The organism is Ectorhizobium quercum (assembly GCF_026552795.1).
Taxonomy (GTDB): Bacteria; Pseudomonadota; Alphaproteobacteria; order Rhizobiales; family Rhizobiaceae; genus Ectorhizobium; species Ectorhizobium quercum.
On record NZ_JANFPI010000004.1, the window covers coordinates 299569 to 313517 of the forward strand.

Annotated in this window: 13 protein-coding genes; 9 read left to right on the forward strand and 4 right to left on the reverse strand. The window is 66.6% G+C overall.

The annotated features are described in order from the left end of the window. Nucleotides 1–2: 2 nt before the first annotated feature. From NOF55_RS13780 to zigA, 9 genes are all read left to right on the forward strand, one after another. Nucleotides 3–821 (forward strand): sugar phosphate isomerase/epimerase family protein, encoded by an 819-nt coding sequence (locus NOF55_RS13780; RefSeq protein ID WP_306411962.1) that lies wholly within the window; start codon nt 3–5, stop codon nt 819–821. A 142-nt stretch (nt 822–963) separates the two neighbouring features. Then, nucleotides 964–1686 (forward strand): GntR family transcriptional regulator, encoded by a 723-nt coding sequence (locus NOF55_RS13785; protein WP_306411963.1) that lies wholly within the window; start codon nt 964–966, stop codon nt 1684–1686. 236 nt (nt 1687–1922) lie between these two features. Beyond that, the gene (locus NOF55_RS13790; protein WP_306411964.1) at nt 1923–2978 is read left to right on the forward strand and encodes a four-carbon acid sugar kinase family protein; all 1056 of its coding nucleotides are present in this window, start codon (nt 1923–1925) and stop codon (nt 2976–2978) included. A 3-nt stretch (nt 2979–2981) separates the two neighbouring features. Next, complete coding sequence (locus NOF55_RS13795) at nt 2982–3725, forward strand: FadR/GntR family transcriptional regulator (protein ID WP_306411965.1); 744 nt, start codon at nt 2982–2984, stop codon at nt 3723–3725. Nucleotides 3726–3835: 110 nt separating this feature from the next. Beyond that, a complete protein-coding gene (locus tag NOF55_RS13800; RefSeq protein WP_306412218.1) occupies nt 3836–4285 on the forward strand; it encodes a dehydroquinate synthase/iron-containing alcohol dehydrogenase family protein in 450 nt (149 codons plus the stop codon). A 320-nt stretch (nt 4286–4605) separates the two neighbouring features. After that, on the forward strand, nt 4606–6180 hold the full coding sequence (locus NOF55_RS13805; protein WP_306411966.1) for a Re/Si-specific NAD(P)(+) transhydrogenase subunit alpha: 1575 nt from the start codon (nt 4606–4608) through the stop codon (nt 6178–6180). Between the two features lie 15 nt (nt 6181–6195). Next, nucleotides 6196–7629, forward strand: a complete 1434-nt coding sequence (locus NOF55_RS13810) for an NAD(P)(+) transhydrogenase (Re/Si-specific) subunit beta (protein ID WP_306411967.1) — start codon at nt 6196–6198, stop codon at nt 7627–7629. A 369-nt stretch (nt 7630–7998) separates the two neighbouring features. Then, on the forward strand, nt 7999–9234 hold the full coding sequence (gene aztD / locus NOF55_RS13815; RefSeq protein ID WP_306411968.1) for a zinc metallochaperone AztD: 1236 nt from the start codon (nt 7999–8001) through the stop codon (nt 9232–9234). A gap of 123 nt (nt 9235–9357) precedes the next feature. Further along, nucleotides 9358–10566: a zinc metallochaperone GTPase ZigA gene (zigA, locus tag NOF55_RS13820; RefSeq protein WP_306411969.1), complete on the forward strand. Its 1209-nt coding sequence runs from the start codon at nt 9358–9360 to the stop codon at nt 10564–10566. Nucleotides 10567–10608: 42 nt separating this feature from the next. Here the strand turns inward: zigA and NOF55_RS13825 are convergent, their stop codons facing one another. The 4 genes from NOF55_RS13825 to NOF55_RS13840 form a co-directional block, all read right to left on the reverse strand. Further along, nucleotides 10609–11604, reverse strand: a complete 996-nt coding sequence (locus tag NOF55_RS13825; protein WP_306411970.1) for a magnesium transporter CorA family protein — start codon at nt 11602–11604, stop codon at nt 10609–10611. Nucleotides 11605–11967: 363 nt separating this feature from the next. After that, the gene (mobA, locus tag NOF55_RS13830; RefSeq protein WP_306411971.1) at nt 11968–12612 is read right to left on the reverse strand and encodes a molybdenum cofactor guanylyltransferase MobA; all 645 of its coding nucleotides are present in this window, start codon (nt 12610–12612) and stop codon (nt 11968–11970) included. 86 nt (nt 12613–12698) lie between these two features. After that, nucleotides 12699–13301 (reverse strand): 2-hydroxychromene-2-carboxylate isomerase, encoded by a 603-nt coding sequence (locus tag NOF55_RS13835; RefSeq protein WP_306411972.1) that lies wholly within the window; start codon nt 13299–13301, stop codon nt 12699–12701. After that, on the reverse strand, nt 13298–13882 hold the full coding sequence (locus NOF55_RS13840; RefSeq protein WP_306411973.1) for a TetR/AcrR family transcriptional regulator: 585 nt from the start codon (nt 13880–13882) through the stop codon (nt 13298–13300). The genes NOF55_RS13835 and NOF55_RS13840 overlap by 4 nt, the downstream gene beginning before the upstream one ends. Nucleotides 13883–13949: the final 67 nt, after the last annotated feature.

Consider the following 13949-nt stretch of genomic DNA (forward strand, 5'->3'; position numbering starts at 1 on the left):
CCATGTATCGTGGACACCCGCTTTCCCTCGCCTTCCTGACGGTTCAGGGCTGCCCGCCCGTGGAACACGTCAGGATCGCGGCCGCCGCCGGTTACGATGCGGTCGGCCTGCGCCTGATCGCGCCGCACGGGCTCGAACTTGCCCATCCCATCGTCGGCAACTGGGCGCTGATTCGCGAGATCGGCGCGGTCGCGGCCGATCTGGGCGTGACCTTTCTCGACGGCGAGGTCTTCACGCTCCTGCCGTCGACGGATATCGGGCAATGGCTGCCCGTCATCGAGACGGCGGCGGAATTCGCCATGCCGCTGATGCAGATCACCTGCGAGGACCCGGAGCCGGCGCGCGCCGCCGACAATCTCGGCCGGATCGCCGACGAGGCCGCGAAGGCCGGCATCGCGATGGCGATCGAGTTCATGCGCTGGCGCGCCGTCGCGACGATCGGCGATGCGGCCCGCCTCGCCCGCCAATCGGGGCGCGGCAATGTCGGCATCCTGCTGGATGCCCTGCACCTGTCGCGCTCCGGCGGCGATCCGGCGGCAGTTGCTGCCCTGCCGAAGGACCTCGTTCTCTATCTGCAACTGTGCGATGCCCCGGCCGGACAGCCCGCCGACGATGCGGCCTGCATCGCCGAGGCACGCGGTGCGCGGATGATGCCCGGCGACGGCGGGCTCTGGCTGGATGAGCTGATGGCGGTCCTGCCGCCCGATGTGGCGATCAGCGTGGAAACGCCCCACAGGGGCGATGCGGCGCTGGGCTTCGCGCAGCGGGCGGAAAAGGGAATGGCCGCGACCCGCCGTTTTCTGGATCGCCTGCGGTCCTGAAGGCGGGCGACATGCCGTCCGGAAAACGGCATGCCGAAAAACGCTCACAGACCGGCCCACTAACATGTTACCTCTTGTTTTTGCCGGGATCGCGGGCAAACTGCGCGAACGGGAACACGGGAACCAACGATTTGGGAACGCTGTGAAACTGGAGCCAATACCGCGCGGTTCGCTAACCGCTCGCGTCACCGAAAGACTGCGGAGCGCCATTCTCGACGGCGAACTCGAACTGGGCGACGCCCTGTCCGAGGACAAGCTGGCGAAGACGCTCGGCGTCAGCCGCAGCCCGGTGCGCGAGGCGCTGGCCGCGCTTGAACAGCAGGGCCTGATCGACGTACGCCCGCAGCGCGGCAGCTTCGTGTTCCTGCCCTCGCAGGAAGACACCAAGAATCTGTGCGAGTTCCGGCGGGCGATCGAGCTGGAAGCGTTGCGGCTCGCCATGCAGCGCCAGCCGGAAAACACCGTCGCCGCCCTGCGGGAGGCGGCCGAGGACATGCAGGTCGCCACCGGGGAAGGCGACGGCCTGCGCAGCGCCCGAGCCGACGACCGCTTCCACGACACCGCGCTGGCAAACAGCGGCAATCCCTATCTGGTCAACGCCTATCGTCTCGTTTCCGGCAAGGTGGCGGCGCTGCGCGCCCACCGCTCGGCCCTTCCCACCCGCAAGCAGGCGAATGCCGAGCATTTCGCCATCGTCGCCATGCTGGAGGGCGGCGACGTGGACGGTGCGCTGCGGGAATTGAGCGTCCACATCATCAAGATGGCCGAGCGTTACGCGCTCAACCTCGACACGCCGCAATCCAGGCTGAACAGGCGCAGCGCCCGCAGCGCCTCCATCGAGCATCTGGGGCCGCTGGTCGACTGAGGCGGATATCCCCCGCACGGGCCGAAAGGCCCCCTTCCCCATGACGAATCATCTTATCATCGGCACGACAATCCGCGATGGGCCGCCGCCGGGGCCTTTCCCATGCGCCGGCATGCCCGTTCCCGGCCCGGTGCCACGGCACGTCGAAGGCGTGGGAAACCCATCAAAAAATTTGTCTCTCATTTCGGAATATGCCATCATCGTAAGTATGTTAGATGTTTACATAAGTTTACGACATGGAAAATGAGGCACGCCGCCCGGCGCCCCGCCTGTGCATTATCGCCGACGATCTCACCGGTGCGCTCGACGCTGCCGCCCCCTTCGCCGGCCGCGGCCTGAAAACGGCGGTCGCTTTCGACCGAGGCGCCGTCGCGGACGCCCTCGCATCGCATGCCGATATTATCGCCGTCACCACCGGCTCGCGCGAGATTGCGCCGGACGATGCCGCCAGCCGGGTGGCGGAGGTTCATGCGGCGCTGCCGGCGGAAACGCCCGTCTTCAAGAAGGTCGATTCGCGGATGAAGGGTCATGTCGCCGCCGAACTGGCGGCGCTCGGCGTGCCGGGGCGGTTCCTCGTCGCTCCCGCCATTCCGGATTTCGGGCGCATCGTCCGAGACGGCGCGGTGACGGGCTTCGGTGTGGCGGAGCCGGTGGCGATCGCGCCGCGTCTCGGCGCCCTGGCCGGGAGGGCGATCATACCGGATATCGCCGGCAGCGACGATCTCGACGCGGCGCTCGCCGCCCACCCGGATGCGCTTCCCGTCGGGGCGCGGGGGCTTGCGGAGGCGCTCGCCGTATCCCTGACAGGCCTTCGCGCCCCGCGGGTTCCGCAGATGGAAGACGGCCGGATGCTCATCGTGGTCGGCTCGCAGGACCCGATCACGACGGCGCAGGTCGAGGCGCTGAAGGCGGACGGCCGGGTCGCGTGGTTCGGTGCGCCCAACGGCATCCTCCCGGCGCCGGAGACGGCGGGCAGCGCGCCGGTCAGCGTGGTCCAGGCCCTGCCGGGCGCCGTCGCGCTGTCGGGCGCCGAGGTCGCGGACAATCTGGCGGAAAGCCTTTGCGCCGTTCTGGCGCGCGATATCGGCATTCTGGTGCTGACGGGCGGCGCGACGGCCGAAGCCGTTCTGGCGCGGATGGGCATACGCTCGGCCCTGCTCGACGGCGAGTGCCTGCCCGGCCTGCCGCTTGCGCGGGCCGGCGGCTTGACTGTCGTCACGAAGTCGGGCGGATTCGGGGATGCCGACACGCTTGTGACATTGGCGGGTCTTATCGGGAAAGGGGTGAACTGAGGAATGCGATTTGCCAGCGATTCAGGGCGCAGAAGCCTTGCCGACGGGGTGTTCGAGCGCATGCAGAAGGCGATCAAGTCGGGTGCCTACCGCCCGGAGGAGCGCCTGCCGACGGAACACGACCTTGCCGCCGAATTCGAGGTGTCGCGCCCCATCGTGCGCGAGGCGCTGAGGCGGCTGCGCGAACAGGGCCTCATCTATTCGCGCCAGGGGGCGGGCAGTTTCGTGCGCGCCATCGGCCTGAAGGAGCCGCTCGGCTTCAGTCCGCTCCAGAACGTGTCCGACCTGCTGAACTGCTACGAGTTCCGCATGACGATGGAGCCCGCCGCCGCCGCCTGCGCCGCCGAGCGCCACGACGAGGCGACGCTGCGCAACATCGCCAACGCGCTGGAGATGATGCGCGACGCGACGAATCGCCAGTCGCACCGCGAGGATGCCGATTTCCTGTTCCACCTCGCCATCGCCAAGGCATCGGAAAACCCGTATTTCTCGACGGCGATGGAGGCGCTCAAGGCGCATATCGCCGTGGGCATGCGCTTCCACGGCGCCTCGGTGAAGCGGGAGGCGACCGGCCTTGCCCGCGTCTTCGAGGAGCATGCGGCGATTTTCGCCGCGATCCAGGCGCGTGACGGGGCCAGAGCCCGGGACCTGATGCGCGATCACCTTCTCGGCTCGCGCGAGCGGCTGTTCGAGCGGCGGCGCCCTGACGATGGCGATGACGATGGCGGCGTAGACGGCGCGGCGTAAGCCGCAACGCCCCGCGGGTTTGGTTTCATGGGCCGGCTGCCCGGCGCGAATATCCGCGAGGCGACCTTCAACGGACGCGGCAGGCAGGCGCGCTGCTGCTCGGCTCGCTGCTGGCGGGGCAGTCCTTCGCCAATGCGCCGGTTGCTGGCGTGCATACGCTGGCCTATCCCCTCGGCGGCCATTTCCATGTGCCGCACGGCCTGTCGAACGCGCTGGTGCTGCCGCATGTGCTGTGTTTCAACCTGCCGGATGCGGCGCATCTTTACGCCGACATCGCCGCCGCCGCCTTTCCGGAACTGGTCGAAGGGCCGTCCGGGCAACGGGCGGAGGCTTCCGTCGCGTCGCTGGAAACGCCGAGCCGCACGTTGAACCCGCCGCAACGCCTGCGCGACGTCGGCATTCCCCGCGACGCGCTGCCGCCTCTTGCCCGCGATGCGATAACGTCTCCTCAACAACCCGCGCGAAATGACCGGGGCCTTTGCCCTCGCCATCTACGGAGCCGCCTATTGAGGCGGACAGGTCGGCGCCCGCCCCGCTGCGGGGAGAGGGTGGCTGCATGAAACACTACGTTGCGGTTGTTTCCCTTCTCCCCGTGGGGAGAAGGTGCCCGAAGGGCGGATGAGGGGGCAAGCGCAAAGGTCCTGCTTCGAACACCCCTTCATCCGGCTGCCGTCACCTTCTCCCCGGCAGGGAGAAGGCGCAAGACCGCAATCCCGGCCCATATGCCCCACTCCCCACGCCACCGATTTGCCGCGACCCGTGGCCGCACTGGCGCCCGCGGTCACATTCCTGTTTTGCAGTTGCGCGACTTTCGTCGTAAAAGCCTCGCGGGGCCGCGCCGGACTTCGTGGATCGCCGGCCGGATATAAGGAGTACATTCGTGAAGATCGGTACACCGAAAGAATTGCATGCCGGAGAGGCCCGGGTCGGGATGACGCCGGAAAGCGCAGTGCAGTTGCAGAAGCTTGGCTATGAATGCATCGTGGAGACCGGCGCCGGGGTTGCGGCGGGCTTCACCGACGCGGCCTATCGCGCCGCCGGGGTCGAGGTGGCGGAAAGCGCCGACGCGCTCTACGCGGCCGCGGACGTCATCGCCAAGGTGCGCCCGCCCGAAGGGCCCGAGCCGGATCGTCTCGGCACTGGCAAGACGCTGATTTCCTTCTTCTACCCGGCGCAGAACGCCGCACTTCTGGAGCAGGCCGCGGCGAAGGGTGCCAATGTCATCGCGATGGACATGGTGCCGCGCATCTCGCGCGCCCAGAAGATGGATGCCCTGTCCTCGATGGCCAATATCGCCGGCTACCGCGCGGTGATCGAGGCCGGCAACAATTTCGGCCGCTTCTTCACTGGCCAGGTGACGGCGGCGGGCAAGGTGCCGCCGGCGAAGGTTCTGGTCATCGGCGCCGGCGTCGCGGGTCTGGCCGCCATCGGCACCGCCACCTCGCTCGGCGCGATCACCTATGCCTTCGACGTTCGCCCGGAAGTGGCCGAGCAGATCGAGTCGATGGGCGCCCAGTTCGTCTTTCTCGATTTCACCGACCAGCATCAGGACGGTGCGGCGACCGGCGGTTACGCCGCCCCCTCCTCGCCGGAATTCCGCGAGAAGCAGCTCGAGAAATTCCGCGAGCTGGCGCCGGAGATCGACATCGTCATCACCACCGCGCTCATCCCGGGCCGCGATGCGCCGAAGCTCTGGCTTGCCGACATGGTGGCCGCGATGAAGCCGGGCTCGGTCATCGTCGACCTCGCCGCCGAGCGCGGCGGCAATTGCGAGCTGACCGTTCCTGACCAGCGCGTGGTGTCGGAAAACGGCGTCATCGTCATCGGCTATACGGATTTCCCCAGCCGGATGGCGGCGCAGTCCTCGACCCTTTATGCCACCAACGTCCGCCACATGATGACGGACCTGACGCCGGGCAAGGACGGCGTGCTCGTCCACAACATGGAGGACGACGTGATCCGCGGCGCGACGGTGACGTTCGCCGGCGCCGTCACCTATCCGCCGCCACCGCCGAAGGTGCAGGCCATCGCCGCGCAGAAGCCGAAGGAAAAGGCCAAGGAGCCGACGCCCGAGGAGAAGCGCGCCGCCGAAGCGGAAGCTTTCCGGAAGCAGACGCTCAACCAGGCCGGCCTTCTGGCCGTCGGCACGGCTCTGGTGCTTCTGGTCGGGGCCTATGCGCCGGCCAGCTTCATGAGCCATTTCATCGTCTTCGTCCTTGCCTGCTTCGTCGGCTTCCAGGTCATCTGGAACGTGTCGCATTCGCTGCACACGCCGCTGATGGCGGTGACGAACGCCATTTCGGGCATCGTCATTCTCGGCGCGCTGTTGCAGATCGGCTCGGGCAACTGGCTGGTCGTTCTCCTCGCCGCGCTTTCGGTGCTGATCGCCACGATCAATATCGTCGGCGGCTTCCTCGTGACACGGCGCATGCTCGCCATGTTCCGCAAGTCGTGACGGGAGAGTAAGACCATGACCATCGGTATCGTTTCAGCGGCCTACGTTTCCGCCGCCATTCTCTTCATCCTGTCGCTCGGCGGGCTTTCCGGGCAGGAAAGCGCCAAGCGCGCCGTCTGGTACGGCATTCTCGGCATGGCGCTCGCGGTCGTCGCCACGGTCTTCGGTCCGGGCATCGACAACGGCTTCATCATCCTGCTGATGATCGCCGCCGGCTCGGCCACGGGCTGGTACGTGGCCAAGCGCGTGCAGATGACGGAAATGCCGCAGCTCGTCGCAGCACTTCATTCCTTCGTCGGACTGGCCGCCGTCTTCATCGGCTACAACGCCCATATCGAGGCCTGGCGGGTGGCCGGCATGGACGAGGCGACGCGCGAGGCGCTGACCGGCTTCGCCGCCCTTCTCGCCCACAAGACGCCGGTCGAGCTGACCATCATGAAGGTCGAGATCTTCCTCGGCGTCTTCATCGGCGCTGTCACCTTCACCGGTTCCGTCATCGCCTTCGGCAAGCTGGCCGGCAAGGTGGACGGCCAGGCGAAGCAGCTGCCCGGCGGGCATCTGCTGAATGCCGGTGCCGCCCTCTTCTCGCTGATCCTGCTGGTGATGTATTTCAACGGCGCCGGCGCCTGGACGCTGATCCTGATGACGCTGCTCGCCTTCTTCATCGGCTATCATCTCATCATGGGCATCGGCGGCGCCGACATGCCGGTGGTGGTATCGATGCTGAACAGCTATTCCGGCTGGGCGGCGGCGGCCATCGGCTTCACGCTCGGCAACGATCTCCTGATCGTCACCGGCGCGCTGGTCGGCTCCTCCGGGGCGATCCTCTCCTACATCATGTGCAAGGCGATGAACCGCTCCTTCATCTCGGTCATTCTCGGCGGCTTCGGCGGGACATCGGGACCGGCGATGGAAATCGACGGCGAACAGGTCGCCATCGACGCGGAAGGCGTGGCCGCCGCGCTCAACGAGGCGGATTCGGTCATCATCGTGCCGGGCTACGGCATGGCGGTGGCGCAGGCGCAGCAATCCGTGTCCGAACTCACGCGCAAGCTGCGCGCGGCGGGCAAGACGGTGCGTTTCGCCATCCACCCCGTTGCCGGCCGCCTGCCGGGCCACATGAACGTGCTGCTGGCCGAAGCCAAGGTGCCCTACGACATCGTTCTGGAAATGGATGAGATCAACGACGATTTCCCGGACACGGATGTGGTCATCGTCATCGGCTCCAACGACATCGTCAACCCGGCGGCCGAGGACGATCCCAATTCGCCCATCGCCGGCATGCCGGTTCTCCAGGTCTGGAAGGCCAAGCAGGTCATCGTGTCCAAGCGCGGCCAGGGCACCGGCTATTCCGGCATCGAGAACCCGCTGTTCTACAAGGAGAATACCCGCATGTTCTACGGCGACGCCAAGAAGAGCATCGACAGCCTTCTGCCGCTCGTGAACTGACGGTCCCGACGCCCCGGCCTGCGCGAGCGGGCCGGGTCCCGCTCGTCATCCGACCTCACCACATACGCATCGTCGTCCCCGGCATCGAGCCGGGAGACCATGCCGCACGCGCGGTGATGGATGAATGGTCGGGTCAAACCCGACCGCGACGAAGGAGAGGTTGTCTGCCCAATCGGCAGTCCGCCCCCGGTCCGCGCACGCGGCCCGGGGGTTTTTCGTTGCAGGGGAAAACGGTCGCCGGCGGGCTTGACAGTCACTCGTTATGTAATGTTATTACATTAATGTTACGTAATAACATTTAGGCGGCTTGCCCGACGCGAGGGGCCGGTCGCGCTTTCGCAACCTCTCGCGAACCAGGGAAGAAACCGGATGAGCCTTTCTCTTGCCCCGCCGCGCCTGATGGCGGCCGTCGCAACAAGTTTTCTGATTGCCGCACCGTCAGCCTTGGCCGAGGATCACGACACGAAAGAGGCGTGGCGGCTGTTCGTGGCTGACCACGCGCAGCCTGTCGTGCGCGCCATCGACTTCGACAACGGCAGGGAACTCGGCCGCTACGATCTCAAGGGCTACGCCGCGCTGACGGCGAGCGCCTCGGGCCGGACGGTTTTCGCCACGCAGTCGGACGCCGACATCGTCCATGTCATCAAGACCGGCATCGGCTTCTCGGATCATGGCGGCCATCGCGACATCGAGGTGGAGGACGCCGCGCTCCTGCCCGTGACCTTCGAGGGCAAACGCCCCTTCCATGTCGTGCCGCACGACGATCACGCCATCCTGTTCTACGACCGGGGCGGCAAGGCCGACATCATCGAGGAGGAGCCGCTGCTGGACGGCAAGGCCGAGGTGCGCAGCATCGACACCACCGCGCCGCATCACGGTGTCGCCGTCACGATGGGCCGTCACGTCCTCGTTTCGGTGCCGGACACCGCGGCCGAGGTGAAGCCGGACGCGCTGCCGCCGCGCGTCGCGCTGAGGGTGATCGACGAGAACGGCCGCGAGGTGGGTGAACAGGCGACATGCACCGACCTGCACGGCGAGGCGACCTCCGCGAAACTGGCGGCCTTCGGCTGCAAGGAAGGCGTCCTCATCGCCCGGCCCGGCGGCGCGGAAGGGCCGAAGCTGACGCTGCTGCCCTATCCGCAAGACTGGCCGAAGGCGATGACCGGCACGCTGCTCGGCGGCAAGGCCATGCAGTTCTTCCTCGGCAATTACGGCGAGGACAAGCTGGCGCTGATCGACCCGGACAGCGACGAGCCCTACCGCCTCGTCGAGCTTCCGACGCGGCGGGTGGATTTCATTCTCGACCCCGCCAGCCCGCGCAACGCCTATATCCTGACGGAAGACGGCAACCTGCATGTGCTCGACGTGGTGAGGGGCGAAATCGCCCGCAAGGCGGCAGTGACCGAGCCCTATAGCAAGGACGGTCACTGGCGCGATCCGCGCCCGCGCCTCGCCGTGGCCGATGGGCAGGTCGCCATCACCGACCCGCGCCATTCGCTCGTCCGCGTCGTCGATCCCGAAACGCTGAAGGAGGTTCGCACCATTCCGGTCGAGGGCCAGCCCTTCTCCATCGTCGCCGTCGGCGGCTCCGGCGCATCGCATTGAACCTTCCGGGAGCCGGCCTGGAGCCATTCCAGGAAAAGTGCGCAGCGGTTTTCCGTCCGGAATTGCGTGAAACGCCGAACCGCTCAAGCCGGCTCCCTCTTCCAACCCACGAAAGGTAAGGCCATGTCTTCGAAAAAACTTCCCGTCACCGTGCTTTCCGGTTTTCTCGGCGCGGGCAAGACCACGCTTCTCAACCACATCCTGGCCAATCGCGACGGCTTGCGCGTGGCGCTGATCGTCAACGACATGAGCGAGGTCAACATCGACGCAGCGCTGGTGCGCGACGGCGGCGCCAATCTCTCGCGCACCGAGGAGCAGCTCGTAGAGATGACGAACGGCTGCATCTGTTGCACGCTGCGCGACGATCTTCTGAGCGAGGTCCGCGCGCTGGCCGAACAGAACCGCTTCGACTATCTCCTGATCGAATCGACCGGCATTGCCGAGCCGCTGCCGGTCGCCGCCACCTTCGATTTCCGCGACGAAAACGGCCGGAGCCTCTCCGATGTGGCGCGGCTCGACACGATGGTGACTGTGGTGGACGCCGCCAATCTGCTGGCCGATTACGGGTCCGCCGATTTCCTGTCGGACCGCGGCGAGACGGCCGGCGACGGCGACGACCGTACCATCGTCGATCTTCTCGTCGAGCAGATCGAGTTCGCCGATGTCGTCGTCCTCAACAAGATCGGCATGGCGACGCCGCAGCAGCGCGATGCCGCCCGCAAGATCGTCGTCGGCCTGAACCCGGATGCCAGGCTGATCGAGGCGGATTTCGGCAGGGTCGATCCGAAGGAGGTGCTCGGCACCGGCCGGTTCGATTTTGCCCGGGCCGAGCAGCATCCGCTGTGGTTCAAGGAGCTTCACGGCTTCAAGGACCATGTGCCGGAAACCGAGGAATACGGCATCCGCTCCTTCGTCTACCGCGCCCGCCAGCCCTTCGATCCGCAACGCTTCAAGCGCTTTCTCGACCGGGACTGGCCGGGTGTCGTCCGCGCCAAGGGCTTCTTCTGGCTGGCGACCCGGCCGCATTATGTCGGCGAGGTCAGCCAGGCCGGCGCGCTGGTGCGCACCCAGAAGATGGGCCTGTGGTGGTCGTCCGTGCCGAAAACGCAATGGCCGGACGATCCCGTCTTCCTGAAAATGATGAAGCCCTATCTCGATCCGGTCTGGGGCGACCGGCGGCAGGAGATCGTCTTCATCGGCGCCGATCCGATGGACGAGGCGGCGATCCGCGCCGAACTCGACGCCTGCCTGGTCGGGGCCGAGGGTTTCACGCCGGAAAAGTGGCGCAACCTGCCCGACCCCTTCGCAAGCTGGGCGCCGAGGGCCGCTTGAGGCTTCTGCCGCGGCCGCCGTGTCCGGCCCCTTGCTCCGGGGTCAGAGCCAGCCCCGGCGCTTGAAATAGAAGAACGGCAGCGCGGCGGAGCACACCATCAAGAGGATGGCCCAGGGATAGCCGAGCGTCCATTCCAGTTCCGGCATCAGTTCGAAGTTCATGCCGTAGATGGAGGCGACCAGTGTCGGCGGCAGGAAGACGACCGAGGCGACGGTGAAGATCTTGATGATCTGGCTCTGCTCGAGGTTGATCAGGCCGAGCGTCGCGTCGAGCAGGAAATTCACCTTGCCCGACAGGAAGGCGGCGTGATCGCCGAGCGAAACCGCGTCGCGTTGCAGCAGCTTCACCATCTGGCGGGCTTCCTTGGTCGGCTTGCGGCCCGTTCCTTCCAGCGCCGCGTGGTAGGCCACGAGGCGCGCGATGCTGACCATGCTTTCGCGCACGCCGCCGAGGAAGTCGCCCTTCTGGCCCAGCTGCTCGATCAGCGAGCGCAGATCGTTGGTCTTCTTCTCCGCCGTGGCCTTCTGGCTGCGGAAGACGCTGCGCGAGATGATGTCGATTTCATTGCCGACGCGCTCCAGTATATCCGCCAGCCGGTCCGTCAGCGCCTCGATCAGCCCGAGCATGATGAGTTCGCCGTTGCTACAGGGCACGCCGCTGCTGCCGTGGCGGGCGCGGGCGACGAAGAGGTCGAACGGCCGGGTCACGGCGTAGCGCACCGTCACCAGCACCCTGTCCTTGAGGATGAAGGTGATCGGCGTCTTGCCGGGCTCGCCGCCCTCGGCCACGATCAGCGCGGTCAGCGTCAGGAAGGTCGCGCCGGTGTCCTGATAGAGGCGGGCGGAAAGCTCGATTTCCTCCATCTCGTCGCGGGTCGGGATGGAAAGGCCGAGAACAGCCTCCACCTCCCGCCCCTCTTCGGGCGTGGGGTTCAGCAGATCGTACCAGAGGACGGGGTTCACGGCTTCGGCCAGCGTTTCGGGAAGATTTTCCCGCAGAACGAGGCGGTCTGACTCGTGGACGAACATGCGCAGCATGGAATGCTCCTTGAAGGGCTTGTAGCCCCGCCGGAGCAGGATGGATCATCCCTTACCGGACAGGGCGGCAGACGTCGGTCGAACTTCGACTGTCGGGGTCCATCTTGTCGGTTCCTTTGGAAAACGCGCGCAGGGGCGCTGCGCCGGACATGCGCCGGTTGCCGCCGAAGGTCAAGCGAAATTGTTGCCGCGGCCGGATTCAGATGTGTGACAGAAGCGGGCTTCTCCCCCGATTTCCACAGGCGCCAGAGCCGTTCCAGCAAAAGTGTGAAGCGGTTTTGCCTGCCGCGAAATGCCTGAAAACAAACGGTTGGAGCGTGTTCGCGATTCGGGGAAAAGCGGACATGCTCCAGACGCGCGTCCTCATGCGCGGTGGCGGTTTTGCCAGATCGCCCGCGCCCGTTCCAGATCCTCCGGCGTGTTGACGTTGAAGAACGGATCGACGGGCGTTGCGGGAAATTCGGCCAGTGCCGTTCCGTGGCGGTCGGTCCAGACCACCACCTTCGAAACCCCGTCGTCGAGGGCGGCGCGCAGGTCCGCGCGCAGGTCGACTGGCCAGAGGCCGAAGGTGGGATGGCGCACCAGCCGCCCGTTCTCGCGGGTGGCGGCAAGGGCGATGGGCCGTGACTGCAAGGCTGAGGCTTCCTTCAGCCTTGCGGCAAGGTCCTCCGGCAGGAAGGGCGTGTCGGCGGCCGCGCTCAGCACATGGGTGAAGCCGAGGCCGGCGGCATGGTCCATGCCCGCCAGCACGCCGGCCAGCGGGCCGGGAAAGCCGGCGATACTGTCCGGCACCACCGTCAGGCCCAGATCGGCGAAGCGCGCGGCGTTTCCGTTGGCGTTCAGCACCAGCCGGTCGCATTGCCCGGCCAGCCGGGCGATCACCTCGGCCATCAGGCTTTGCCCGCCGAGGTCGAGCCGCCCCTTGTCGGGCAATGCCCGGTGGCCGCCGTCTCCCATCCGTCGCGCCAGCCCGCCGGCAAGCACGACGCCCAGAACCCGATCGACCATTCCCCATTCCTTTCGCCGGTGCCGTCCGCAACCGCTTCTCAGGGTATGACGAAACGGACGGCGTGTGAACCTTCCGGGCCGGCAGTTCAGGCGATGAGCTTCTCGTCGGCAAGGTGGCGTTCGAGAAAGGGCAGGCTGTCCTGGCCCCAGTACAATTCGCCCTCGTAACGGAAGGTGGGGATGCCGAAGACTCCGGCCTTGCGGGCAAGTTCGTAATTGGCGTCGAGTTGGGCCTTCACCTCGCTGCTGCCGGCCCGCGCCTCCAGCGCTTCCGGGTCGAAGCCGGCGGAAAAGGCAAGGGCTGCGCGGACCTCGGGCCTGCCGATATCCTCGCCCCGCCCCCAGAATGCTTCCTGAAGCGTCCGCGTCAGGCCGATCCAGTCCTGGCCGTCGAGCGCGGCGGCGGCGACGAGCAGTCCGGCCGGGCCGGGATCGGAAAGCGCCGCCCGGTTTTCGAGGGAAAGCGTCTTGCCGCGCAGCGCCGCCCAGCGTCGCAGATCCTTGGTCCAGTAGGTCCGCCGCGCCTCGGGCCGGTTGCGCGAATAGATACCGCCGTTTTCCTCGATCAGCGGAATGAGGTGCGGCCGGATTTCGGCGTCGAAGCGCTGTGCGAGCGCGATGAACGGATCGAAGCCGATAAAGACCCAAGGCGAGCCGATGCCGAAGAAATAGTCGATTGTCCTGGTCATTGCACGTTTTCTCCTGTCGGCGCGCGGGAACGGGTGGCGGTGTCGAAAACGGCCAGCGCACAGTCGCGCGCCACGAGAACCGCGCGCGGATCGTGGCTGACGGCAACGGTCGCCAGCGCACCCTCGTAAAGCAGGGCGAGATGCGCCGCCGGTCGTTCGGGAACGGTGCCTGCATGTCTCATCACGGCCTGGAAGATGCCGCGCACCGCGTCCTTGTGCTCGCGGGCCACGGAAACGACACGGTCGGAATCGCCATGTTCGGCCACGGCCAGCGCGAAGGCGCAGCCGCGGAATTCCTGGCTGTCGGCCTTTTCGAACAGGCGTTCGAAGATCAGGGCGATCTGGTCGCGCGGATCGGGCACGGTGTCCGTCACCTCCTCCAGCGACCGCAGGACCCGCTCGTGCCGCTGGACGAGATAGGCCGCCACGAGATGGTCCTTGGACGGGAAATGCCGATAGAGCGTCGCCTTGGCGACGTTCGCCTCCTCGACGATGCGGTCGATGCCGACGGCACGGATGCCTTCGCTATAGAAAAGCGTGCCGGCGACAGTCAGTATTTGCTCGGATATCGATGCTCTCATGAATATATTCCATATGCCTCCGTCTGCGGACCCCGGCGCCTGCGGTCTGGAAATCCCGCAGGCGCGT